The sequence below is a fragment of the Candidatus Accumulibacter cognatus genome (genome assembly GCF_000584975.1).
Taxonomy (GTDB): Bacteria; Pseudomonadota; Gammaproteobacteria; order Burkholderiales; family Rhodocyclaceae; genus Accumulibacter; species Accumulibacter cognatus.
Genome location: NZ_JDST02000084.1, coordinates 7,254 through 29,110, shown reverse-complemented (window position 1 = coordinate 29,110; position 21,857 = coordinate 7,254). Strand labels below are relative to the sequence as shown.

The window sequence follows — 21,857 nt, the reverse complement described above, 5'->3', positions numbered from 1 at the left end:
TACCTATTTCAGTATAGCGAGGCGGAATTGATGCTCGAGAATGCGCCCTCCGCCCTCGACGAAGGCGCGGAGCTGGCTTCGCTTGCTAGCCGGGCATGAACCAGCGCTGTCGGTGCTCGCCGACAGCACAAGGTGGATAACCATAGAGCCTGCTCAGCGAGTCGCTGCTGATCACCGCGTCGCAGGTACCCTGATGCGTTGTTCCATCGCCGGACAAAAGCAGGGCGCGCGTGAGATTCAGTCGAGCTGGGCGTCGTGTCCGCTGACCGAGAACGGTGGTATCCGAATCATGTCACCACCCGGCTACCCGAACGCACTGCCGGCCGGGGCCATAGCCGAACGTCTCGCCGCGGTGACGGCGACCAGCCATCACGTTTTCTGGCCAGACGCCGTGAGCATTCTCGATAGCGGCCGATTGCCTGGAATGCCGTACTCGGCTCCCACCAGGCGAGTGACGTTTATCTGCTGGCACGGGCGGTGCAGCAAGGCGGCCGCCTGGTGACGCTAGATCGTGCAGTCCCGCTGCAACCGTTTCTGAGGCAAAAAGCCATCATCTCGTGGTGATCTGATCAAGCCACGCAAAGCGCGAGGAAAGGCTCCTCAACGGACGAATTCCGCGCAACCGGGCGCAGCGTAGCGGGCTTCGAAGAATCCGGTCTACCTGCCGAGCAATGCGAAGAGGCCGTGCAGTGCCCCCATGCCGACGATGAAGGGCAGCCAGGGATTCTTCCAGCGCGTCGCCACCGCCATCACCGCAATCATCGCCAGCAGCTTCGGGTTCAGGGGCGCAATCTGACCCTGCACCAGCAGCAGGTCGGGCGCGACGATGGCAGCCAGCGCTGCGGCCGGTGCATAACGCAGAGCGCGCTGGAAGACCGGTAGCAGCGTGACACGGCTCCCCAGGACGATGAAGCTCGCGCGCGGCAGCGTGGTCGCGAGGCCGATGGCGAGCAGCATCAGCCAGAGCGTCCAGTCATAGGGCCCGTTCATTGTCCGGCCCTCCGCGCGTGCCAATGTTCGGCCGCGAAGCCGGCCAGGATGCCGGCGACGATGCCGACGAAGAGCCCGAGCCGCAGCGGCAGTGCCGACAGCGCGACCGCCGTGCCGCCGCCGACCAGCGCCGAGACGAGCATCGGCCGGGCCTTTGCCATCGGGATCATCAGCACCATCAGCGCGATCGTCGCCATGAACTCGAGCGACCAGCTTTTCGGAATCTGCCCGGCGAAGCCGATGCCGACCAGCGCGAAGCCCTGCCACAGCACCCAGCTCCACAGCGAAGGCGCGAGGAAGTAACCGAGGCGCCAGTCGCGACTCTCGGTGTGCAGCATCTTGTCGAGCGTCACCGCGAAGACGCCGTCGGTGAGCAGGTGCCCGCAGACCCAGCGCCCCCGGATGCCTACGCCGCGGAATCCCTGCGCAATGGCCGCGGAAAAGATCACGAAGCGCAGGTTGATCGCCAGCGCGACCGCAACCATCAGCCAGACGGATGCCCCGGCGGCGATCAACGGCAGCGTGCCGAGCTGCGCGGCGCCAGCGAAGACGATGATGTTCATGCCCATCGCCTGTAGGGGCGACAGGCCGGTACTGGTCATCGCGACGCCGGTGACGATGGCCCAGGGCACGAGGCCCACCGAGAGCGGCAGGAAGAGGACAAAACCTTCGCGCGCACCGGCGCGGAAGTCGTGGGAAAAGTGACGTTCGAGCAAGGACACGGGAGCTTGATCCGGAAAGGGGTACATCGTAGCAGCAACGAGACGGGTTCAGCGCCCGCGGGGCGCGCCGACCGTCTGCCGTCGGCTCCACACCACGGTGGCGATGATCGCCAGGGAGAATCCGACCGTTATGGCGTCGATCCGTTCGCCGAGTACTGGCGCGCAGAAGAGCAGTGAGAGAAACGGTTGCAGGAGCTGCACCTGGCTGACCCGCACGGTGCCGCCGATGGCGAGCGCGCGATACCAGGCGAAAAAGCCGAGCCACATCGAGAACAGCGAGACGTAGAGGAAACCGCCCCAGGCGGCTGGGCGGATCGGCGTCTCGGGCCAGGTCAGCGCTGCGACCGGCAGGGTGAGTGGCAGGGATAGCACGAGCACCCAGGAGATCACGTGTTCAGGCGGCATCGCCGAAGACAGCCGGGCGCCGCTCACGTAGCCCGCCGCCGCCAAGAACACGGCGAGGAGCAGCAGACCGTCGGCCCAGCCGATGCCCAGGTGGCCGTTCGACTGCAGGCTGCGCAGCAGCGCGAAGGCGACCACCAGCGCGGTGCCGGTGACCGCGGCGATCCAGAAGCCGCGCGCGGGGCGCTGCCGGTGGACCCAAGCTGCGATGGCCGCGGTGGCGAGCGGTAGCACGCCGGAAATGACCGAGGCATGCGTTGCCTCGACATGGCGAACAGCAAGCCCCAGAAAGACCGGCCAGCCGACGACGACGCCGGCGGCGGTGAAGAGCAGGATCGCCCACTCGCCGCCCCGCGGCCGGCGCGCACGCACGACGACCAGCCAGGCGATGGCCAGCAGGCCTGCCAGCGCCGCGCGGCCGAAGGCGACGAAGAGCGGGTGCAGTTGCGGCACCGCGTCGGAGCCGCTGGCGAGCCGCGTCATCGGAATCGAGAAGGCGAAGATCGAGACGCCGAGCACGCCCAGCCAAAGGCTGTGGCGAGTGGCCTGTTGATCCTCGACGGCCGTTCCGGACCCGGTCGCGGCGGCGCTCATCGCCGACCGCCAGTCGTGCATGCCGTCATGCGCGTGGTCAGCGCGGCTTCGGACTTCGCCCAATCGATGAAGGCAAGCACCTCGGGCCGCGCCCGCGCCCGTTCGGCGACCACGAGGCAGTAGACCAAGTCTTCGTCGAGCGCGCCTCCAAGAATGGGGATCAGCTGCTTGTCGCGCAGCATCTCGGCGACCAGCGCTGTGCGGGCGAGCGCGACGCCCTGGCCAGCCAGCGCGGCCTGGATGATCTGGTCGTGGTTGGAAAAGCGTAGCGTGTTCTTCGGCCGCACCGGCTCGACGCCTGCCTGCTCGAACCAGTAGGCCCACCCGAACTTCGGAAAGCGTGTCTCGTACTGCTGTTCCCAGCCGAGCAGGGTGTGCTTCGCCAGGTCGACCGGAGTTTCCACCGGCAGGCGTGCCAGGAGGGCCGGGCTGGCGACCGGCGAGGTGCGCTCGGCAAACAGCATGATCGCTCCCGGCAGTGCCTTGCGGCCGGTCATGCCCCGGAAGGCGATGTCGACGCCCTCGGCGTCGATGTCGACCACGCGGTCGGTCGCCATGCAATGCACGTCGATGCACGGCTGGATGCGCGCGAAGCGGTCGAGGCGCGGAATCAGCCAGAGCGTCGCAAAAGACGCGAAGGTGGTCACCGTGATCGGGCGCGGACCTGAACGCGGCCGCAGTTCCTGCGCCACCGTGTCGATCTCGGCGAGCGCCCGCGCTGCCACGTGGGCCAGGCGCTGCCCGGCCGACGTCAGGCTCACCTTGCGCGTCGTACGCACGAAGAGCGGCGTCTCCAGTTCCTCCTCGAGGCTCTGGATCTGGCGCGACAGGGCCGACTGCGTGACGTGCAGTTCAGCGGCGGCGCGCGTGAAGCTGCCGTGGCGAGCCGCCAGAAGGAAACCGCGCAGGGCGTGCAGGTTGTTCAGCGATTGATTCATTCAATGCATTAATGACATGAAAATTGACCGTTTGTCCGGGGGGCTTTGATCGGTCATAGTGAGCACACCCACTTCGGAAAGGAGTACATCATGAGCGCAACAGAAACTTTAGGCGGTTTTCGCATCGCCTTCAAGCAGGGTACGGACGCGGCTGTTCCGACACGCAGGATTGATTCGCCGCGTGCATCGGACTGCGGCGGCTGGATACGCACCATCAAGGCCGGCAAGGCGCTGACCCTGCTGCCGTGGCGGCGCTGGACGGTCGTTTCCGGCCATCTCTGGCTGACCCACAACAACGACTCGCGCGACGTCTTCCCGCGCGCTGGTACATGCTTCGAGTCGGGCGAATGGAGCGTCGTCGAGGCCTTGAGCGACACCGTCCTGCAACTGGGCTGAGCACGGCGAGAGGATCAGGGCGCCGGGGTCAAAGGACCCCGGCCGCCGTCGCCACCAGCGCGACGGCCATCGTCAGATTGAAGGCCCGCCAGCGGGCGGGGGCGTTCAGCCATCGACGAAGCGCGACGCCAGCGCCGGCCCAAACGGTGACGCAGGGCAGGTTCACCAGCATCGACACCGCGGCCACCGAGACCAGGGCCGTCAATCGATCCTCACCGGCCGGCAGGAAGGCTGCGCAGACCGTGAGCGCCATCATCCAGGCCTTCGGGTTTACCCACTGGAACAGCGCCGCACCGAGGAAGCTCAGCGGGCGGCCTCGCTGTGGCTTGCCTGCGTTGTCCAGCCGCGCGTAAACTCCCGGTGCCTTCGCGGTCGTCGCGTCCTCCTCCGGCGGGCTGGCCGTGACCAGCGACCAGGCGAGCCAAAGCAGGTAGCCAACCGAGGCCATCCGCAACGACTCGGCGAGCCAGGGATGGGTCGAGAACAAGGAACCCAAGCCGATGCCGATCAGGGCGATCTGCACGGTGACGCCGACCGAGATGCCGAGGATGTGCGGCACCGAAGCGCGCAGTCCGGCGACCGCGCCGGCGGTGGCGAGCATCACGTTGTTGGGGCCGGGCGTGATCGAGGCAACGGCCATGAAGAAGGCCAGCGGCCCCAGTGCGGTAAGCTGTGCGCCCCACTGAGCAGCGATGTCGGTGTTCATGAACAGACTCCCCTCGCCAAGGCGTCCTCGCAGGCGGCCGACAGGCGCGCCATGCCTTCGTCCATGCACGCCGCCGGCAGTGTCGAAAAGGCGAGGCGCAGCGTGCGCGGGTCGGGTGCCGCGAAGTAGAAGGGAGCGCCGGGAACGAAGGCGACCTGGCGAGCGAGGGCGCACTCGAACAGGGACTTTGCTTCGAGTCCGGAATCTGGACGCAGTGTCACCCAGACGAACATGCCGCCCTTTGTTGCCTCCCAGGTTGCGAACCGGGAAAGGTGGCGGTCCATCGCCGCCAGCAGCGCATTGCGTTGCCTCTGGTAGATCGCGCGCACGACCGGCAGTTGGCGGTCCAGCGTGCCGTCCTCGATCAGCGCCGCGATGATGCGCTGGTTGAGGCTGGGCGTGTGCAGGTCGGCCGCCTGCTTGAGCCGGGTCAGGAGTTCGATCGCCAACCGCGGCCCGGCAACGTAACCGACCCGCAGGCCAGGCGCCAGCACCTTGGAGAACGACCCAAGGTAGAGCGTGCGCTGCGGCGCGAGCGCACGGCAGGCCGGCGGGGGTGGCGCGTCGGACCACAGTTCGCCGTAGGGATCGTCCTCGACCAGAGGCATACCAGCGTCGTCGAGCCGCGCGAGCAGGGCGCGCCTGACGTCGGTCGGCATCGTCGCACCGTCGGGATTGGCGAAATTGGGCGTCAGGTAGCAGAACGCAAGCCCGCCGCCAAGCTGCGGGGCGCGACGAATTCCGGTGTCGATCCACGCATCGAGGTCGATCACGCGCGGAGTCTGCAAAGCAAAGGCCTGCAGCGCGCCGAGGTAGGTCGGGTTGCGCGCCAGCAGCGCCCCGCCGGGCACGAGGAAGGCCTTGCCGATCAGGTCGAGCGCCTGCTGCGATCCGGTGGTGATCAGCACCTCGGCCGGCGTCGTCGGCTGTCCGGCCGCCGAGAGGCGCGCCGCGACCAGCTCGCGCAGCGGGCCATAGCCTTCGGTCGGGCCGTACTGTAGCGCGCCGCTCGCGTCGTCGGCAAGCACGCGCGCTGTCGACGCACGCAGCGCTTCGACCGGAAAGGCGGCGGGGTTGGGCAGGCCACCAGCGAAGGACAGAACCGCCGCCTGCTCGGTAACCTTGAGGATCTCGCGGATCGCCGAACCTTCCAGCGCCGCAGCGGCCGGCGCGAAATGCCAGTCGGCGGATGACCCGACTCGACGGCCAGCCTCCTGGACAGCGACGGCAACGCTCGGTGGAGCCGGAAGCGAGTGGAGATCGGTTTGGCGAAGCGCGGCGGCAGTCATCGTGGGGCTCCTTGCAAAATCGGGCGTGTCCGGTACAATACCGGACACTTTACAGGCCAGACAGTGACACTTTGCGTACTGTCCGACCCGCCTGTACCGGTCGGACGACCGGTACGCCAGAATTTCTCCGGTCGTCCGACCCCTTCGCCCAACCCAGATGCATCTAAGGAGGCTCCATGTTCGGCATTGCCATCGACCCCGAGAGCCCGCGGTCGCTGGCCGACCAGATCGTCGGCGGCGTCTGCCAGCGCATCGACGACCGTGTGTTGCGCCACGGCATGCGCCTGCCGCCGATCCGCGGCATGGCCGGGGCGCTGGGCGTCAGCCGCTTCACTGTCGTCGAAGCCTACGACCGCCTGGTTGCCAGCGGCGCCGTCGTATCGCGCCGCGGTTCCGGTTTTTACGTCCAGGCGGGCGCACCGAGCGGCGAGCGCAAGGCGGCAGCGCCGGAGATCGTCGAGCGCACCATCGAGCGCGCCTTCGACAACGCTGATGTGATGCGCGAGGCCCTTGCCGACGATCCATCGACGGTGAAGGTCGGCGCCGGATGGCTGCCGGCTGGATGGCTCGACGAAGGAGGTCTGCGCCGCCGCCTGCGCGTTCTGGCCGGGCGCGAAGGCCAGCGCCTGGTCTGCTACGGCGAGGCGCAGGGCTACCGGCCCTTGCGCGAGCAACTGCGCGTGCGCTTCGACCAGTTCGGTTTCCATGCGCCGCCCGAGCAGATCGTGCTCACACACGGCGCCACGCAGGCGCTCGACATCGTCGCCCGCACGCTGCTGCGCCCCGGCGATTGCGCCTTCGTCGACGACCCAGGCTACTGGAACCTGTTCGCCTCGCTACGCCTGCTCGGCGTGCAACTCGTCGGCGTGCCGCGCACGCCCGAAGGACCGGACGTGGCGGCGCTCGAAGCCCTGCTTGAGGAGCACAAGCCGCGCGTCTTCATCACCCATTCGGTGCTGCACAACCCGACCTCGGGCAACCTGTCGGCGACTGTCGCGCACCGCGTGCTGCAACTGGCCGCGCGGCACGACCTGCCAATCGTCGAGGACGACACCTACGGCGACTACCATCCGGGCCACGCGCACCGTCTCGCCGCGCTTGACGGGCTCGATCGCGTGATCTACGTCGGCAGCTTCTCGAAAACCCTGTCCGCCAACCTGCGCGTCGGCTTCCTCGCGGCGCGGCCTGAGCTCGTGCGTACCTTCACCGACGTCAAGCTGTTCACATCGGTCGGCAGTTCCGAGTTCGCGGAGCGGCTGATCCACGACCTGCTGATCGAGGGACATTACCGCAAGACGATCGAGCGTCTGCGCGGCCGCCTCGCACAGGCGATGGACGACGGATTGGAGCTGCTCGACCGTGCCGGCTTTCGCCCGTTCGCTGAACCGAACGGCGGCATGTTTGTCTGGGCCGCGCATCCCGATCTCGATCCGGTTGAGCTGGCGCGCGACGCGGCCGGACACGGTATTGTCCTCGCGCCGGGCAACCTGTTCCGGCCGCAATTGCAGGCGACTTCCTACCTGCGTTTCAACGCGGCCTATCTCGGCGACCCGCGCATCGACCGTTTCCTCAAAGCGATTTGAACATGGGCGAGACGCACCGACGCCTGCTCGGCGACCTTGTCATGTCCGCCCATTTCGCCTTCTTCTGCTTCGTCGTCTTCGGTGGCGCGCTGCTCTGGCGTTCGCCACCCCTCGCCTGGCTACACGTGCTGGCCATCGTCTGCACCCGGACGAGGACGCGGAGCTCGCTGCGGTTGCTAGCCAGGCATGAACCAGCGCCGTCGGTGCTCGCCCACTTCACGCAGTGGATAGCCGTAGAGCCTGCCTAGCGAATCGCTGCTGATCACCTCGTCGCAGGTACCCTGCTGCGTCGTTCCATCCTCGAACAACAGCAGGGCGTGCGTACAGAAACGTGCGGCCAGGCCAGGTTCGTGCAGGACCATCACACAGGCCACCCCTTCGTTACGGGCGAGTGCCGAGAAAAGTTCGAGGATAGCCATCTGATGATTCAGGTCAAGGTGGGCAAGCGGCTCATCGAGCAGGTAAAGTCGCGGCGCCTGCGCGAGCAATGTGGCGATCGACAGCCTTTGTTGCTCGCCACCGGAGAGTGTCTGCACGTCACGCTGTGCGAGTTCCGCAAGGCCGACCAAGGCCAGAGCCTCATAGGCGATCTGGACATCCTGGCTGGATTCCCAATCCCAGCGGCCAAGATGCGGGTGGCGTCCGACCAGCACCGTCTCGAGAACCGTCGAGGAAAACGCTTCGCTACGAGTTTGTGGCAACCAGCCACGAATGCGTGCGCTGACGCGCGCGCCAAGCCTCGCGTAGCTTGTTCCGTCGAGCAGCACTTCACCGGCGGCAGGCGTTCGCAGACCGGCCAGTACCGACAGCAGCGTCGACTTGCCGGCACCGTTGCGTCCGAGGATGGCCAGGCATTCGCCCGGCTGTACGGTCAATGCCAGGTCATGGCAGAAACTGCGGTCGGCCACACCAACGCTGAGCGCATGGGCAGATAGCAGACCTGGGACCATTTCAGTACCGTCCAGGTGCAGCGCGGCTAAGCAGAAACAGAAAAACAGGCACGCCAATCAGCGCGGTCAGCACGCCGACCGGCAGTTGTTGCGGTGCCAGTAGGGTACGGGCCAGGGTGTCGGCAACCACCAGCAGACTGCCTCCGGCGAGTACCGAGGCGGGCAGGAGCAAGCGCTGATCATTGCCGGCAGCGAGGCGAACAAGATGCGGCACGATCAGGCCAATGAAGCCGATCGCGCCGGCATGCGTGACCGCGGCAGCCGTAGCCAGCGACGCGACGAGGTAAACGCCGCGGCGTAATGGGCGGACTGCAACCCCCAGCGCCTGGGCCATGTCGGCACCACGTGCCAGCAGATTGAGCTCACGGGCAAACGGCAATGCAACCAGCAGCACCATCAGGAGCAGGATCAGTACCAGTTGTGGATCACCGCTCTGCGACAGATCCCCCATCAGCCAGAAGAGCATGCCTCGCAGCCGGTCTTCTGGAGCCAGCGCGAGCAGCAGGGTGACCACCGCACCGCAACCGGCAGCGACGATTACACCCGTCAGCAGCAGGCGCGACTGCGTCCAGCCCCCTTCACCATGCGCGAGGCCGAACACCAGCAGCATGGCGCCGAACGCGCCCCCGAAGGCCAGTCCGTTGATCCCCGCGACACCCAGGCCAAGAACGATTGCCAGCAAGGCACCGATGCCGGCACCGCCAGAAATGCCGAGCACGTAAGGGTCAGCAAGCGGGTTGCGCAGCAGGACCTGCAGCAAGGCACCCGCCAGCGCCAGCAGACCGCCGCAAGCGAAACCTGTCAACGCCCGCGGCAGGCGCAGGCTGCGCACGACGTCGCTGGCCATGCCATGACCGTTGCCAAACAGGATTGCCAACACCTCGGCCGGGCCAATCGCAATGCTGCCCACCATCAGGGCCAGCGCAATGCTGAGCTGCGCCAACCCGGCCAGCACTGCGAGGATCAGCAAGGCACGGCGGCGGGTGGGCATCTCGCCTACTTCGGCGCGTAGCGAACACCGACGAAGACATTCGCCCCGGCGGTGGTATAGTTGTCGACCGTCTCGTAATCCTTGTCGAAGATATTGTTGGCGCGCGCAAACAACACCCAGTCTCGCTGCAAGCGGTAATCGGCGTAGAGGTTTACCAGACCATAGCCGCCGAGACGAACACGGTTGGCGGGGTCATCGTAGCGGTTGCCCAGCAGTTGCCACTCACCACGAAATTCCCAGTTGCCGAGGCTTCGGCTGAGGTAGCTGCTCATCTGCTGCTCGGCACGGCGGGCCAGACGATTACCCTTGTTTGGCCCGTCCTCCTCGTTCCGCGGGTTCAGAAAGTCAAGTGCGATCCCAACTGCCCACGCCGAGAAACGCCCATCATAGGTAAGCGTGGCGCCGCGCAGCAGCGCCTTGCTGACATTGACCGGCACGAAGGTAGGTGGCCGGAATTCGATCAGATCGGTCACCTGATTGTAGTAGAAGACCGCCGAAGCACGATGGCTACCCTGCTCCCAGTTGACCCCGACCTCGGTGTTTTTTGCCGTCTCCGGTTTAAGATTAGGGTTGCCACCGGCAAAACCGAAGAGCGAGGGAAAATACAGCTCGTTGAAGGTCGGAGCGCGGAACGCCGTGCCATAGGAAATATGGGCGCGCCATTGCGGCGAGAATTGATAGCCATAGGCAGCAAAACCCGTACGCTTTCTGCCAAACTGCGAGTTGTCGTCATGTCGCAGGTTGAGCTGCAGCCGATGCTGATCGATATGGCCATTCCAGCCGGCCAGCAGCGATCGAATCGTGCGCTCGGTAACCGTGTAATCGGTCGTGCTGTTGACCTGTTGCTTGTTGTATTCGGCAGCCAGCAGCGCTTCGCCGACTGGCAGCTTGATATCGTTCTGCCAGGACGCAAGATCCATCGTGGTCTTGAAAGAACTGTCCCGGAAATTCCCGATATAGTCCTTGCTGTCGTCGGTACTGCGGCCGAGACGCAAGGTACTGGTCCACGCCTGATGCAGCCGGTTGCGCGAGTAGATCGAATAATTACCGACGTTCTGGTCATTGCTGAAGGACTGAGCTGCGCCAAGCGCGCTAAAGTCGTTGCCATCGTACTGGTTAGTGCCCTTGCTGACCAGCAGATTGGCCCCGAGTTCCTGCCCTTTGGCCGGACGAACGGCAATACTGGCACTCAGGTTCCTGTTGTAATAGCCATCCCGGTCACGGTTGTAGAACAGGTTATTCTTGTTGTTGATGGCGTTGAACCCGTCGGTATTCGTATACCCTGCCTGAACACTATAGGACACCCATTCTGTTCCGCCCGCAATGCCAACACTGGTGTCGGTCGTGTGGTAAGAGCCATAGCCGGTGCTGGCGTTCACCTGTACTGACCCCTCGCCCCTGCGGGTGAAAATCTGGATGACGCCGCCGATGGCATCTGCCCCGTAGAGCGATGACGCCGGGCCACGCAGAATCTCGATGCGCTCGATCTGGTTCAGCGGAATCCGCGACAATGCTGCACTGCCGCTCGTCGCCGAGCCGATGCGCTGCCCATCGATCAACACGATCGATTGATTGGTACTGGCGCCACGGACGAACACGCCGCTATTGGACCCCGCACCGCCGTTGGCGACGTACTGGATTCCCGGTTGCCGTGCCAGAAGTTGCGCCAGTGTCGTCTCCCCGGCTTGGTCGATTTCTTGACGGGTGATAACCGACACATCACTCGTCAGTTCGTTGACTCGGGTAGCCTGTCGAGTCGCCGTGACGACAATCGGGTCGAGTTGCGGGTCCGCGGCATGTAACGCCGTCGAGAACAGTGCGGTGAAAGTTGCGGCATGGGCTGTCCGCAGCTGGTTCGGATGCATGATGAAACTCCCCCCTGTTGCCGACCAGCGTCCCCGCAAATCGGCTAGCCAATTATGTGGAAGGCGCGAGGTCAAAGCAGGCATGCAAGCCGAGCGTTGCGTGTCCGCATCCCCGCGACACTTCCGTCCAGTGTGGTATGCGAAGGCCGGTATCCGGGCTCGCGAGTCTTGATCTGTCGCCTTCCCAGGCTTTTTGCCCAGTGGCCTATTGACAGTCCCACACTCGCTTACCGTTGCGGGGGCAGCACAGGCATGTTGTTGCGCGTGGTACAGCGCAAACAGGCACCTGTTTCCCGTTTAACCGCTGCAGCGAATCTGCGTGGCGGCACCTTGCACGATCCATTTTCGCATTTGAGGCCAGCAAAAATGCCGATTATAGCTTGCCCGCAGGGTGCCCTATCGACGACTGAACCAGAAAGCGCTTGCCACATCACAAACAAGGTGCAGAAACGCTGCTTATGCCTTGACCAAGCATGCTTTTTGAATCTATAGTCTGTCCCATGCTGAATGAACTCAACACGCTCGAAATCAAGATTGCTCAAGTGGTTTCACTGTGCCACACATTACGAACCGAGAATGAGGTTCTGCGCCAGCAACTTGCGTCGCTTGAAAGCGACAAGGAACGCCTTGCCGAACGTATGGCGGCTGCCCGTGCGCGGCTTGAACAGCTTGCCGAGCAACTGCCCGAAGCTAAGCCCTGAAGACTCTGATACGATGCCCAACGAAACCAATTATCTCGACATCGTCCTGCTGGGCAAGGAATACCGGGTCGCCTGCCCAAGCGATCAACATGCTGCGCTACTCAGTGCCGCAGCCTATGTTGATGGGAAAATGCGCGATATCGCTGGGAAAAGCAGGAGCAATCTTCCCGAGCGTATTGCCGTCATGGCTGCGCTCAACATCGCTCACGAGCACCTCGGCCTCAATCAGGAAATGCCGGAGCAGCATCAGAAAATTGAATCTGAAATAGGACTGGACATGGACGCGCTTAGGGGTAGAATCTTTTCCATGGAAGCAGAGCTTGATCAGGTGTTGAAGTCGCAGTAGGAAGGTTTTCCTGCTCCGCTCTCCAAGAGAGTTCCCTGCGGTGTTGTCAGGTCATAGATTCCTTGAACCAATGCTAAATGGCATTGGTCGCGGACCATAGAAACCACTGTTGTGTGCGCCCCTAGTCGGACGTACCTGATGCGGAAGGGAAGTGACCTATCTGAACCCAGGTTCAGGATGCCGGCCTGACGGCATCGGCAGGGACAAAAGCGCGGAACCTCTGGTTTCGCGCTTTTTTGTGCCCATATTTTTTGGGCCTGTTTGCGACGGAACATCGGTTCCTGATGTACCCGAAAGACGACACGCGGCTATCAGCCCTTCGCGGGAAGGCTGTCGGCATCAGCCTGCGAATGATTGGCATAGGTCGGCCAGTCGGGAACGTACTCGTCGGCCTGGCTGCCCCAGGTGCTCCAGCCCTCCCGTGAGCCGCGGGCGAACATCTCTAGGAAGGGACCGGGCGAGCACGATTCGATCAGCGCGTAGGCTTCGTCCGGTTTGCGGGAATGCTCGCGCTTGCGGCTCTTGATGATGTTGACCTGGCGGCGGCCGGGGGGCAGCGTGCGCGCATCCTTCCCCCTGACGCCGAACAGGATCAATTCGGTCGTATTGCGGAAATAGAAACCGACGCCGCGCCCGTCCGGGCCACCATCCTTGCGAATCTTGTGCCATACAAGGTTGCTCTTGTAGGTGAAGCCCCAGGCGGCGAGAACGCGCAGGCCTTCCGGCAACAGCGCGTTCGGCACCCACAGGTAGAGGTGTGCGGGACTTTCGACGATCTCGGCCACGGGTAGCGCCAGAATGTCATCCAGCGTCATCGTGGCGTAGCGGTTCAGGCGCTTGTGCTCCGGTGCCATCTTGCCGGTGCGGTTCTGAAACTGCCACGGCGGATCCGCGAGCACGGTGCGGAACTTCCGGTTACCAACACGTTGCAGCAGGTCGCAGCCTACCGCGGGGAAATGGTCGGTCATCTGTTTCAATCGTGAATAGGAAGGAATGGGCCAATGCTCCACAAGGGATCTGGCAAACACGGTGAACGATCCTGCCTGTCGTCGCCGGGCACGATGATACCTGCACTTGCAACGGCAGGCGATGGTCGGTGATTGACTGATCGGGATACCATCCGGTATTTGGTGAAAGGAAACAATGTTCAGGCGAGAGCTTGCCTATTTCTTCGGTGCGCTGCGCTTTTTTACGCGCCTGCCAGTCCCGGCCTGGGTAGGGCACAGCAGCGAGGCACTCGACCGGTCAACGCGATATTTTCCGGCGGTGGGCCTGCTCGTCGGGGCCATTGCCGCACTGGTTTTTGTCCTGACGTCTTGCGTCCTGCCGATGACGCTGGCGGTGCTGGCGGCAATGGCCAGTTCTCTCTACCTGACGGGAGCGTTTCACGAAGACGGCTGGAGCGACATGGTCGACGGTTTCGGCGGCGGCTGGGAGAAGGCACAGATCCTGGCGATCATGAAGGACTCGCGAATCGGCAGCTTCGGTGCGATCGCGCTGGTGATGCTGCTGCTCGCCCGCTTCTGCGCACTGATCGAGTTCGAGTGGCAGGAGATTCCCCTGGCCCTGCTGGCCGGCCACACCCTATCCCGCTTCGCTGCGACGACCCTGTTGCGCGGCCTCGACTATGTACGTGACGAGGGGAAAGCGAAGCCGCTGGCCACCCGCATCGGCTGGGGCGAGCTCGGTATTGCCGGACTCACCGCCCTGCTGCCACTATTGCTGCTGCCACCGCTAGAGGCATTGCTCGGCGGGGTATTTGCTGCCCTGGCGACGCTGTGGCTGGCACGCCTGTTCCGGCGGCAAATCGGTGGCTATACCGGCGATTGTCTCGGCGCCACCCAACAATGCTCGGAACTTGCTTTTTATTGTGGACTATTGTGCAGCTTTTCCTGATCCGTCACCCACCACCACGGCTTGCCGCTGGCGTCTGCTACGGGCAGCTCGATGTCGATTCAGAGGACCCACAGCCTGCCGCCAGGCGTCTGCGCGCGCTGTTGCCTGACGCTACGCCGGTCATTGCCAGCCCCTTGCGGCGTGCACGCGCCCTCGCCGAGGCCTTGCATCCACAACCGGTGTTCGACGAGCGACTGTTGGAAATCGACTTTGGCGAATGGGAGGGCGTCGCCTGGGAGCAGATCGATCGCCGGCTACTCGACGCCTGGGCCGCCGATGTGCTGCACTTCGTCACGCCCGGCGGCGAATCGGTGGCAATGCTGCAGGCGCGCGCGCTTGACTGCGTCCGCAGTCTACGCGGCAACCATGTCGCCCTTGTCACCCACGCCGGGGTCATCCGCGCCATGCTCGGGCACTGGCTGCAACTGCCGATCGACGAGTGGAGCCAACTGCGGCTCGACTTCGGCAGCCTTACTCTGCTAGAGATTGACGCCAGCAGGGATGGCCTGCAGTGGACAGAGTCAGGCCGGCCGCATGCTCCGGGGATCCTGCATTATCTGAACCAATGACCCCCCTCTGCAGGGCTTTGTCATGCCATTCGCAGCTCAGGCGATGCCGGAGTCTCGGGAGATTCTTTCGATGCCGCCAAGGTAAGGACGCAGCACTTCCGGAACACGGATGCTGCCGTCGGAATTCTGGAAGTTTTCCATGACCGCCACCAGCGTGCGCCCGACGGCAAGGCCGGAGCCATTGAGGGTGTGCACCAGTTCGATTCTGTTACGATCGTTGCGATAACGCGCCTGCATTCGTCTGGCCTGGAACGCCTCGAAGTTGGAGCATGACGAGATTTCGCGGTAGGCCTGTTGTGCAGGCAGCCAGACTTCGAGATCATAGGTTTTTGCTGACGAAAAACCGATGTCCCCGGTACATAGCGTAACCCGCCGATACGGCAGGTCGAGCATTTCGAGGATCCGCTCGGCGTGTCCGGTGAGTTCCTCATGCGCCTCCAGCGAATCGCCTGCGGCGACGATCTGCACCAGTTCAACCTTGTCGAACTGGTGCTGGCGGATCATGCCGCGCGTATCGCGACCGTAGGAGCCTGCTTCTGAACGAAAGCACGGGGTATGGCAAACGAACTTGAGTGGCAATTCATCGGCATTGACAATCTCGTTACGAACGACGTTGGTGACCGGCACTTCCGCCGTCGGGATCAGATACAGGGGCTCGGCTTCGGCGCGCAGAATCTTGAATAAATCCTCCTCGAACTTCGGCAACTGCCCGGTACCCGTCAGGCTGGCGGCGTTAACCAGGTAAGGCGCGTAGACTTCGGTGTAGCCATGCTGTGTCACATGCGTATCGAGCATGAATTGGGCGAGAGCACGGTGCAAGCGAGCGAGCGCTCCCCTCAACAGCGAAAAGCGCGTGCCGGCGATTTTCGCTGCAGTGGCGAAATCGAGCTGACCGAGCGTCTCGCCGAGATCGACATGATCCTTGACCGCAAAGTCGAAGCTGCGCGGTTTCCCCCAGCGCTTGAGCTCGACGTTGTCGGTATCGGAACGGCCGACCGGCACGCTGTCCTGCGGCAGATTGGGAAGCACGGCCAGGAAGGCATCGAGTTCCTTCAGCAAATCGGCGAGGCGGACTTCATTGGCTTCGAGTTCGTCCTTGAGTGCCGCCACCTGCGCCATCACTGCGGTGGCATCTTCGCCTCGTCCCTTGAGTAGGCCGACCTGCTTCGAGAGACTGTTGCGGCTCGCTTGTAGCTCCTGCGTGCGCGTCTGCAGGGATTTGCGCTGGCTTTCGAGCCCCTGGAATGCCGAACGGTCGAGCGTGAAACCACGCGTCGCCAGTCGTTCGGCAACCCCTTCGATGTTGTTGCGCAGCAGTTGAATGTCGAGCATGGTCAATCCTCATGTGGGCGGTCGCGCCGCGACTCGCGAATCTGTCCGCTTCCCCGGCTGCGCACAGCGGCGCGGGCGGACTCAGTCCTGCTTCTGTCTTGCCTGGCGATCAAGTTCGCGCAAATGCGCGAGCTTTTCGCCAATCCGGATCTCGAGGCCGCGCGCGACCGGTCGATACCACTCGACCGCCGGCATGCCCTCGGGGAAATACGCCTCGCCTGCAGCGTAGGCGTCCGCCTCGTCGTGCGCGTAGCGATAGTCTTTTCCGTAACCCAGGTTCTTCATCAGGCGTGTCGGCGCATTGCGCAGATGCACCGGCACCGGCCGTGAGCCGTCGCCACAGATGAAGCTGCGCGCGGCATTATACGCGAGGTAAGCGGCATTCGACTTGGCCGCCATGGCCAGGTAGAGTACCGCTTCGGCAAGAGCCAGCTCGCCTTCGGGAGAACCCAGACGTTCGAAAGTCTCGGCAGCATCGAGCGCGATGCGCGCCGCACGTGGATCGGCAAGGCCAATGTCTTCCCAGGCCATGCGCACGACGCGACGTGCCAGATAGCGTGGATCGGCGCCACCGTCGAGCATCCGGCAGAACCAGTACAGCGCGGCATCCGGAGACGATCCGCGAACCGCCTTGTGCAACGCCGAGATCTGGTCATAAAAGGCATCACCGCCCTTGTCGAAGCGACGCAGGTTCTGCGCCAGCGCGCGGTCAATGAAAGCACCATCGATGTTGCTGGTCTGGACGGTTCGGGTGGCCGTTTGGATCTGCTCGATCAGGTTGAGCAGACGTCGCGCATCGCCATCGGCGAGACCGATCAGGCGCGAGCGCGCGTCATCATCGAAAGACAGCCCTGGCAAGACCTGCCGGCGCGCGCGCGCCAGGAGCTGTCCCATCTCTTCGGCCGTGAGTGAATGCAAGACGTAAACCGAAGCGCGCGAAAGCAGCGCCGAATTGACTTCAAACGACGGGTTTTCGGTTGTCGCACCGACAAAGGTCAACAGCCCGCCTTCAACATAGGGCAAAAAGGCATCCTGCTGTGCCTTGTTGAAGCGATGCACTTCGTCAACAAAAAGTATCGTCCGCCGTCCGCTGCGCGCGCGCGTGATTTCAGCACGTGCCACCGCCTCACGGATGTCCTTGACACCGGCAAAGACCGCCGAGATGGCGATGAAGTCGGCAGTGAAGGCATCTGCCATGAGACGCGCCAGCGTCGTCTTGCCGACTCCTGGCGGCCCCCAAAGGATCATGCTGTGCAACTGGCCGGACTGGAAAGCCATGGCCAGCGGCTTACCGGGACCAAGCAGATGCGCCTGCCCGATGACCTCGGACAGAGTCTTCGGTCGCAGGCGTTCGGCCAGCGGAGCGTTCGCATGATCATCGCTTGAAAAGTCGTCCATTCCCTTCCCTCGTCACGACCATTACATGGCGCTGTGACATTTCACACAGTGCCGCTGGCTGGTCGCCGCTATTTTCTGACTATTACTTCAGCATACCTCGAAAGCAACCGCAATGCCCACCGAGAAGACTCGAAGCAGACTTGACAGGCGCCAACACGACAATGGACGAACTGATCATCTCCCCGACCGGCGCCACATTCCGGATCGTCGCCTCCCGGAACTCAGCGAAGTCTTCGACATGACATTCGAGGAGTTTCAGTTGCTCCTGTCCCAAACCGGCAAGCCGATTTCCAGTACCTCGTCGCAAGTTTGAAGCACCTTGAGCAGGTTGTTCCGCCCGGAATGGCGCGGTCTGGCGCCAACGAAGTCGCCGTGCAGCTAGGAAACAGGCTTGCCCGCGTCAAGTACGGACTGTTCAAGTTCGGTGAAGGCTGCGGCAATGTAGTGGCTCAAGCGTTGGAGGTTGGGCAGTTCATCGGTGGCGATCAAACCAAAATACAGTTGCCCGGCATAGCTGAACAGGGTGATGTTCAGCAGGTTGCCAGCCGGCAGGGTACTGATCGGATGCAGTTCCTCGAGCCGCGCGCCCTTGAGATACAGATACTCGGCAGGACCAGGCACGTTCGAGACCAGCGTATTGCCGGTCGGCGGCAAATGGTTGCTAAGCTTGAGCATCTCCGCGAGTTGCCCGACGACGCCGGTAATCAGCGTATAGGACTCAATCGCCTCGGGTTCGACGCTGTCGATCATGGTGCGTACGTTACGCAGCGAAAAACCGATGTTGCGCAGACGAACGTAGGGATCGTCGGTTGGCGGTGACAGCTCGACCTGGATGATGCCGATCTTGTTGCCGACGCGCTGATCACCCTCCTTGCGCAGGTTGACCGGCATCTGAATCGTGATCGGCCTTTGCAGGTCGACGCCCTCTTCACGCAGATAGCGGTGCAAGGCACCGTCCAGACAGGTCAGTGCGACATGGTTCAAGGTCGAGCGGGTTCTGGTACGAATCAGGCTGACCCGTTCCATACTCACGCTGGTAGTTGCAAACTGACGGCCAGCCGTTACCTGCCCGGTCAGCGGCGTATTGCCATCAGCAACAAACGGCAGCGAAATGGCATTCTTGGTGAGCTTGACACTTTCCAGGAGCAACATCGCAGCAAGACGGCCAATCCCCAGAACATGCTTGCCGGCACCCGCAAGATCACCAAGCAGTGACCTGGCCATCTTCTCCCTGAGTGGCGATCCCGCCCCTGCGATGTGCGGGACGGACCAGAGCGGCTTGAGTTCGAGATCGTCGGCGGTCGAGGACAGCGAATTAACGGCCCAGCGCATCATGGTCACGCCGTCCGCACTGGCGTGATGGATCTTGACGTAGAGGGCAAAGCGGGCTTCGCTCAGACCATCGATGACATGCACCTCCCACAAGGGCCGCGAGCGGTCGAGCATCGGCTGGTGCAGGTCCGATACCAGCCGGTACAATTCCTCCCGGCCATTCTTGCCGCGCGGCAACTGATGATAGAACAGATGCTCGGTGAGCTCGACCGCTTCGCACTCCTGCCAGCTCGGCATGGCCGTCAGCGAAAAACGAATGATCCGGTTGAACGGCGGCTGGACATCGGTAAAAGTGAGATACTCCCTGAACAGATCGGCGGCAAAGCTGGTCTTCGCGCGAGGCGGCCGTTTGCAGATCATCAGGCCACCCACGTGCTTCGGGCTTGCCTTTGACTCGGCGATGAAGAAAGCCACATCCAGCAAGGAGAGTTTGGTCATCGAGGTTCCCTTCGCCCTTCATTGATTTTCCTGCACACTCACGGCCATCCATCGCCGCGACAACGGCAAGCCTTACGACCCCCCCGCCACCGGTACACGCCGACCAACTTTCCCTGGAGCATCGTCAGCGTCCCTGATCCCGACGCGTCAAGCATACATCATCAAGGAACAGCCGTTCCAGAGTGAAACACGCCCGAACCTTTAGTGTGTTTCCTCTAGACCTTCCCGATAGACTCACCGATAGTGGTTGCAAAGGCAACTGCAAGAACTTTCAATTGCAGTCAGACAAAGGAGAAATAAATGAGCAAGACAGTTAGCGCATGGGTCGATCGGGTCGGCGGTCAGCAAGTTCTGCTGAAAGCTCTGGAGGCAACACGCAAGCTGTGGCTTGGCGGCCTGGGCGCTTATTCACTAGCCGCCAGGAGCAGTGTCAGAGCCGTCGAGACCCTTCTTCGTGAAAGCAAGGCCATGCCACCGAAGGCCTGCCAACAGATCGATGAAAAATCGGCCGAGCTGATGAGCACCGCCAATACCGCCATTCAGCGCGGCGAACAGGTCGTCAGGGAACGCTTTCTCCGGCCTCTCGATTTCGTTCTCCTGGCAACTAGGCGCGACATCGAGCAGCTCTCGCTACGGGTCATCGAGTTGAGCACCGAGGTACGCCAATTGGCGACCAGCAAAGCGGTGCCTTCGACCAAACCTGCGGAGAACGGCGATTCGCCGATGATGGCCGGCACTGCATAAGGCCACTGGCGACAGGTAAGATGGCCGGCGATCGTCGCGCCGGCATTAGCTGCAGACGGCCGTTCGAGTGCCGCTCGAACGGCCGTCAGGCTATTTCTGGGCAACCTGCGCGGCTTCGCTGAGCAACCACGTGCGAAAGACGTTGACGATCGGGCGGTCGGCAACGGCTTCCGGCACCACCAGGTAATAGGCCTGGGTGCGGCGAATGATGATGTCGAAGGGCATCACCAGACGCCCGGCAGCAACCTCGGCTTCGACCAACGGAATAGAGGCAATGGCCACGCCAACGCCATCGATCACCGCCGCGTGAACCAATCCCGAGTCACTGAAGTGGGTGCCGGCATCCGGGTCGACACCACTGACCCCTGCGACCTGCAGCCATTCGGCCCAGGTCGGGCGGTCCATCAGTTCCATGATCGACTCGTCATGCAGAAGATTGTGGCGCCGAAGATCGGATGGCACGTTCAGTGGCCGCATTCCGAACAGCAGGCGCGGACTGCACACCAGCGCATAGGCCGGAACGAACAGTCGGTCAACGCGGCAACCGTCGTAATGACCCCGCCCAAAGCGGATGAATAATTCGGTTTCGTCGTCGCGTACGTCGATTCCTGCGAGTCCTGAAACACCCGAAGCATCATGGGCATCGATCGTCTCTACGGACGCGGCCATGTGCAGCTGGATCTCCGGGTGCTCGGCAGTAAAAGCAGGCAAATGGCGAATCAGCCACCGGCTGGCGAAAGCCGGCGGAGTCGTGATCAGCAAGCGCCCAGCGGCTTCATGCAGCCGTGTGCTTTCGATCGCGGCGGCAAAGCATTCCAGGCCTTCACGCACCTTCGGCAGCATCGCCCGGCCTTCGCGCGTCAGATCCAGTGCGCGCGTCAGGCGGTGAAAGAGCAAAAAGCCGAGGTATTCCTCAAGACCCCTGATCTGGTGGCTGATGGCTGTCGGCGTCACTGCCAATTCCTCGCTGGCATCCTTGAAACTGAGATGGCGGGCCGCCGCTTCAAAGGCACGCAGCGAGTTCAGAGGGGGCAATCGGTAAGTCATATGGAAGAGATATTCTCACGCATCGGCTGATTATTGATCGTTTGCCGGTGCATCGGCGAACAATTACAGTAGCGTTGCACTCTCGGGAACCGAGAAAACTCAAGGAAGACACCCATGACAACCGACCTCAACCGCGAACAGATGATGATGATTGTTGAGCGCGCACGCAATCAGCGCAGCATCGCCACCGGTGACCTCTATGCCGCCATGATCCACAAATCGCTTGGCTGGCTGGCCAGAGGAATCGACAAATTCCTGCATCTCCTGCTGATGTCGCCGATGGCGCGCCATTAAATTCACCAGGGCGACAAGGCCCTTGCGCGCGGCATCTTCGGCGTACCGGCGCAGGCGGTCAATGGCAAGCTGTTCCGGGGCGCCGACAGCATCGATTGAGGTTGCCGGCTTCCCAGGTGGCGACGCGATCATCCAGCATCTTGCCCCGGACGGTTGAGCCATACGCAACCAGGAAGGCACTCGCGGCGGGTCGCAGACGCGACTGTCAGCGCTCCGACAGTGCGGCCCATCGAGTTTCTGCGTCAGTCAGCTCCTTGGCGAATCGCGGGTGTTCTGGCAAGGCTGCATGCAATTGCCGACAAAGCTCCAGGCCCTCGCCGTACGCACTGCGCGC

24 protein-coding genes and 1 riboswitch are annotated in these 21,857 nt (G+C 63.0%); of the genes, 10 read left to right on the top strand and 14 right to left on the bottom strand.

Annotated elements, in window-relative coordinates; genetic code table 11:
* The first annotated feature begins 193 nt into the window (after positions 1–193).
* Positions 194–502 (top strand): hypothetical protein, encoded by a 309-nt coding sequence (locus AW06_RS20940; RefSeq protein WP_138678887.1) that lies wholly within the window; start codon positions 194–196, stop codon positions 500–502.
* Positions 503–657: 155 nt separating this feature from the next.
* On the opposite strand, the gene AW06_RS15650 is transcribed toward AW06_RS20940, so the two are convergent.
* The 4 genes from AW06_RS15650 to AW06_RS15635 are packed head-to-tail and all read right to left on the bottom strand — an operon-like array spanning position 658 to position 3,646.
* Positions 658–990, bottom strand: a complete 333-nt coding sequence (locus tag AW06_RS15650) for an AzlD domain-containing protein (RefSeq protein WP_034951819.1) — start codon at positions 988–990, stop codon at positions 658–660.
* Complete coding sequence (locus AW06_RS15645) at positions 987–1,712, bottom strand: AzlC family ABC transporter permease (RefSeq protein WP_246149049.1); 726 nt, start codon at positions 1,710–1,712, stop codon at positions 987–989. Before AW06_RS15645 ends, AW06_RS15650 begins: the two co-directional genes overlap by 4 nt.
* Before the next feature lie 48 nt (positions 1,713–1,760).
* Positions 1,761–2,708: a DMT family transporter gene (locus tag AW06_RS15640; RefSeq protein WP_034951818.1), complete on the bottom strand. Its 948-nt coding sequence runs from the start codon at positions 2,706–2,708 to the stop codon at positions 1,761–1,763.
* On the bottom strand, positions 2,705–3,646 hold the full coding sequence (locus AW06_RS15635; RefSeq protein WP_034951816.1) for a LysR substrate-binding domain-containing protein: 942 nt from the start codon (positions 3,644–3,646) through the stop codon (positions 2,705–2,707). Before AW06_RS15635 ends, AW06_RS15640 begins: the two co-directional genes overlap by 4 nt.
* 90 nt (positions 3,647–3,736) lie before the next feature.
* On the opposite strand from AW06_RS15635, the gene AW06_RS15630 reads away from it, so the two are divergent.
* Positions 3,737–4,042: a hypothetical protein gene (locus AW06_RS15630; RefSeq protein ID WP_034951814.1), complete on the top strand. Its 306-nt coding sequence runs from the start codon at positions 3,737–3,739 to the stop codon at positions 4,040–4,042.
* Positions 4,043–4,070: 28 nt separating this feature from the next.
* Here AW06_RS15630 and AW06_RS15625 read toward each other — a convergent pair whose 3' ends face one another.
* Positions 4,071–4,748 (bottom strand): LysE family translocator, encoded by a 678-nt coding sequence (locus AW06_RS15625; RefSeq protein WP_046535428.1) that lies wholly within the window; start codon positions 4,746–4,748, stop codon positions 4,071–4,073.
* Entirely contained in the window at positions 4,745–6,037 is a 1,293-nt protein-coding gene (locus AW06_RS15620; protein ID WP_138678496.1) for a PLP-dependent aminotransferase family protein, read from the bottom strand. Before AW06_RS15620 ends, AW06_RS15625 begins: the two co-directional genes overlap by 4 nt.
* 176 nt (positions 6,038–6,213) lie before the next feature.
* On the opposite strand from AW06_RS15620, the gene AW06_RS15615 reads away from it, so the two are divergent.
* Both AW06_RS15615 and AW06_RS20935 read left to right on the top strand, forming a co-directional pair.
* Positions 6,214–7,620 carry a PLP-dependent aminotransferase family protein gene (locus AW06_RS15615; RefSeq protein ID WP_034951812.1) on the top strand — a complete coding sequence of 469 codons (1,407 nt, stop codon included), beginning with the start codon at positions 6,214–6,216 and terminating at the stop codon, positions 7,618–7,620.
* A 2-nt stretch (positions 7,621–7,622) separates the two neighbouring features.
* Positions 7,623–7,868: a DUF2784 family protein gene (locus tag AW06_RS20935; protein WP_138678498.1), complete on the top strand. Its 246-nt coding sequence runs from the start codon at positions 7,623–7,625 to the stop codon at positions 7,866–7,868.
* Here AW06_RS20935 and AW06_RS15610 read toward each other — a convergent pair.
* From AW06_RS15610 to AW06_RS15600, 3 genes are read right to left on the bottom strand one after another with little or no spacing between them, the layout of a single operon-like run.
* Entirely contained in the window at positions 7,797–8,570 is a 774-nt protein-coding gene (locus AW06_RS15610; protein WP_034951811.1) for an ABC transporter ATP-binding protein, read from the bottom strand. The two genes, AW06_RS20935 and AW06_RS15610, sit on opposite strands and share 72 nt — an antisense overlap.
* A gap of 1 nt (position 8,571) precedes the next feature.
* The gene (locus AW06_RS15605) at positions 8,572–9,561 is read right to left on the bottom strand and encodes an iron ABC transporter permease (protein ID WP_034951809.1); all 990 of its coding nucleotides are present in this window, start codon (positions 9,559–9,561) and stop codon (positions 8,572–8,574) included.
* A 5-nt stretch (positions 9,562–9,566) separates the two neighbouring features.
* Positions 9,567–11,426, bottom strand: coding sequence for a TonB-dependent receptor (locus AW06_RS15600; protein ID WP_046535430.1), 1,860 nt, complete (start codon positions 11,424–11,426; stop codon positions 9,567–9,569).
* A 126-nt stretch (positions 11,427–11,552) separates the two neighbouring features.
* Positions 11,553–11,774, bottom strand: a riboswitch (cobalamin riboswitch).
* A 152-nt stretch (positions 11,775–11,926) separates the two neighbouring features.
* On the opposite strand from AW06_RS15600, the gene AW06_RS15595 reads away from it, so the two are divergent.
* Positions 11,927–12,127, top strand: a complete 201-nt coding sequence (locus AW06_RS15595) for a hypothetical protein (protein WP_034951807.1) — start codon at positions 11,927–11,929, stop codon at positions 12,125–12,127.
* A 13-nt stretch (positions 12,128–12,140) separates the two neighbouring features.
* Positions 12,141–12,473, top strand: a complete 333-nt coding sequence (locus AW06_RS15590) for a cell division protein ZapA (RefSeq protein WP_034951805.1) — start codon at positions 12,141–12,143, stop codon at positions 12,471–12,473.
* Between the two features lie 311 nt (positions 12,474–12,784).
* Here the strand turns inward: AW06_RS15590 and AW06_RS15585 are convergent, their stop codons facing one another.
* On the bottom strand, positions 12,785–13,441 hold the full coding sequence (locus AW06_RS15585; RefSeq protein ID WP_034951803.1) for an MT-A70 family methyltransferase: 657 nt from the start codon (positions 13,439–13,441) through the stop codon (positions 12,785–12,787).
* Between the two features lie 175 nt (positions 13,442–13,616).
* Here AW06_RS15585 and AW06_RS15580 point away from each other — a divergent pair, with 175 nt between their 5' ends.
* Both AW06_RS15580 and cobC read left to right on the top strand, forming a co-directional pair.
* Positions 13,617–14,369 (top strand): adenosylcobinamide-GDP ribazoletransferase, encoded by a 753-nt coding sequence (locus AW06_RS15580; RefSeq protein ID WP_034951802.1) that lies wholly within the window; start codon positions 13,617–13,619, stop codon positions 14,367–14,369.
* Entirely contained in the window at positions 14,342–14,938 is a 597-nt protein-coding gene (gene cobC / locus AW06_RS15575; protein ID WP_273704783.1) for an alpha-ribazole phosphatase family protein, read from the top strand. Before AW06_RS15580 ends, cobC begins: the two co-directional genes overlap by 28 nt.
* Before the next feature lie 36 nt (positions 14,939–14,974).
* Here the strand turns inward: cobC and serS are convergent, their stop codons facing one another.
* The 3 genes from serS to AW06_RS15555 all read right to left on the bottom strand — a co-directional run bounded on the left by serS (position 14,975) and on the right by AW06_RS15555 (position 19,438).
* Entirely contained in the window at positions 14,975–16,270 is a 1,296-nt protein-coding gene (gene serS, locus AW06_RS15570) for a serine--tRNA ligase (protein WP_034951801.1), read from the bottom strand.
* An 81-nt stretch (positions 16,271–16,351) separates the two neighbouring features.
* A complete protein-coding gene (locus tag AW06_RS15565) occupies positions 16,352–17,668 on the bottom strand; it encodes a replication-associated recombination protein A (RefSeq protein WP_034951799.1) in 1,317 nt (438 codons plus the stop codon).
* Between the two features lie 378 nt (positions 17,669–18,046).
* On the bottom strand, positions 18,047–19,438 hold the full coding sequence (locus AW06_RS15555; RefSeq protein WP_034951796.1) for a wax ester/triacylglycerol synthase domain-containing protein: 1,392 nt from the start codon (positions 19,436–19,438) through the stop codon (positions 18,047–18,049).
* 300 nt (positions 19,439–19,738) lie between these two features.
* Between AW06_RS15555 and AW06_RS15550 the strand changes: the two genes are divergently transcribed.
* A complete protein-coding gene (locus tag AW06_RS15550; RefSeq protein WP_034951795.1) occupies positions 19,739–20,182 on the top strand; it encodes a phasin family protein in 444 nt (147 codons plus the stop codon).
* 90 nt (positions 20,183–20,272) lie between these two features.
* Here AW06_RS15550 and gcvA read toward each other — a convergent pair whose 3' ends face one another.
* Positions 20,273–21,217, bottom strand: coding sequence for a transcriptional regulator GcvA (gene gcvA, locus AW06_RS15545; protein ID WP_324547629.1), 945 nt, complete (start codon positions 21,215–21,217; stop codon positions 20,273–20,275).
* A gap of 126 nt (positions 21,218–21,343) precedes the next feature.
* Between gcvA and AW06_RS15540 the strand changes: the two genes are divergently transcribed.
* Positions 21,344–21,523, top strand: a complete 180-nt coding sequence (locus AW06_RS15540; RefSeq protein WP_034951792.1) for a hypothetical protein — start codon at positions 21,344–21,346, stop codon at positions 21,521–21,523.
* Positions 21,524–21,857: the final 334 nt, after the last annotated feature.

What these genes read in the sequence shown, in the direction of transcription:
- AW06_RS20940 (WP_138678887.1), top strand. Translation starts at nt 194, where the DNA reads ATGCGTTGTTCCATCGCCGGACAAAAGCAGGGCGCGCGTGAGATTCAG.
- AW06_RS15650 (WP_034951819.1), bottom strand. Translation starts at nt 990, where the DNA reads ATGAACGGGCCCTATGACTGGACGCTCTGGCTGATGCTGCTCGCCATC.
- AW06_RS15640 (WP_034951818.1), bottom strand. Translation starts at nt 2,708, where the DNA reads ATGAGCGCCGCCGCGACCGGGTCCGGAACGGCCGTCGAGGATCAACAG.
- AW06_RS15635 (WP_034951816.1), bottom strand. Translation starts at nt 3,646, where the DNA reads ATGAATCAATCGCTGAACAACCTGCACGCCCTGCGCGGTTTCCTTCTG.
- AW06_RS15630 (WP_034951814.1), top strand. Translation starts at nt 3,737, where the DNA reads ATGAGCGCAACAGAAACTTTAGGCGGTTTTCGCATCGCCTTCAAGCAG.
- AW06_RS15625 (WP_046535428.1), bottom strand. Translation starts at nt 4,748, where the DNA reads ATGAACACCGACATCGCTGCTCAGTGGGGCGCACAGCTTACCGCACTG.
- AW06_RS15620 (WP_138678496.1), bottom strand. Translation starts at nt 6,037, where the DNA reads ATGACTGCCGCCGCGCTTCGCCAAACCGATCTCCACTCGCTTCCGGCT.
- AW06_RS15615 (WP_034951812.1), top strand. Translation starts at nt 6,214, where the DNA reads ATGTTCGGCATTGCCATCGACCCCGAGAGCCCGCGGTCGCTGGCCGAC.
- AW06_RS20935 (WP_138678498.1), top strand. Translation starts at nt 7,623, where the DNA reads ATGGGCGAGACGCACCGACGCCTGCTCGGCGACCTTGTCATGTCCGCC.
- AW06_RS15610 (WP_034951811.1), bottom strand. Translation starts at nt 8,570, where the DNA reads ATGGTCCCAGGTCTGCTATCTGCCCATGCGCTCAGCGTTGGTGTGGCC.
- AW06_RS15605 (WP_034951809.1), bottom strand. Translation starts at nt 9,561, where the DNA reads ATGCCCACCCGCCGCCGTGCCTTGCTGATCCTCGCAGTGCTGGCCGGG.
- AW06_RS15600 (WP_046535430.1), bottom strand. Translation starts at nt 11,426, where the DNA reads ATGCATCCGAACCAGCTGCGGACAGCCCATGCCGCAACTTTCACCGCA.
- AW06_RS15595 (WP_034951807.1), top strand. Translation starts at nt 11,927, where the DNA reads ATGCTGAATGAACTCAACACGCTCGAAATCAAGATTGCTCAAGTGGTT.
- AW06_RS15590 (WP_034951805.1), top strand. Translation starts at nt 12,141, where the DNA reads ATGCCCAACGAAACCAATTATCTCGACATCGTCCTGCTGGGCAAGGAA.
- AW06_RS15585 (WP_034951803.1), bottom strand. Translation starts at nt 13,441, where the DNA reads ATGACCGACCATTTCCCCGCGGTAGGCTGCGACCTGCTGCAACGTGTT.
- AW06_RS15580 (WP_034951802.1), top strand. Translation starts at nt 13,617, where the DNA reads ATGTTCAGGCGAGAGCTTGCCTATTTCTTCGGTGCGCTGCGCTTTTTT.
- serS (WP_034951801.1), bottom strand. Translation starts at nt 16,270, where the DNA reads ATGCTCGACATTCAACTGCTGCGCAACAACATCGAAGGGGTTGCCGAA.
- AW06_RS15565 (WP_034951799.1), bottom strand. Translation starts at nt 17,668, where the DNA reads ATGGACGACTTTTCAAGCGATGATCATGCGAACGCTCCGCTGGCCGAA.
- AW06_RS15555 (WP_034951796.1), bottom strand. Translation starts at nt 19,438, where the DNA reads ATGACCAAACTCTCCTTGCTGGATGTGGCTTTCTTCATCGCCGAGTCA.
- AW06_RS15550 (WP_034951795.1), top strand. Translation starts at nt 19,739, where the DNA reads ATGAGCAAGACAGTTAGCGCATGGGTCGATCGGGTCGGCGGTCAGCAA.
- AW06_RS15540 (WP_034951792.1), top strand. Translation starts at nt 21,344, where the DNA reads ATGACAACCGACCTCAACCGCGAACAGATGATGATGATTGTTGAGCGC.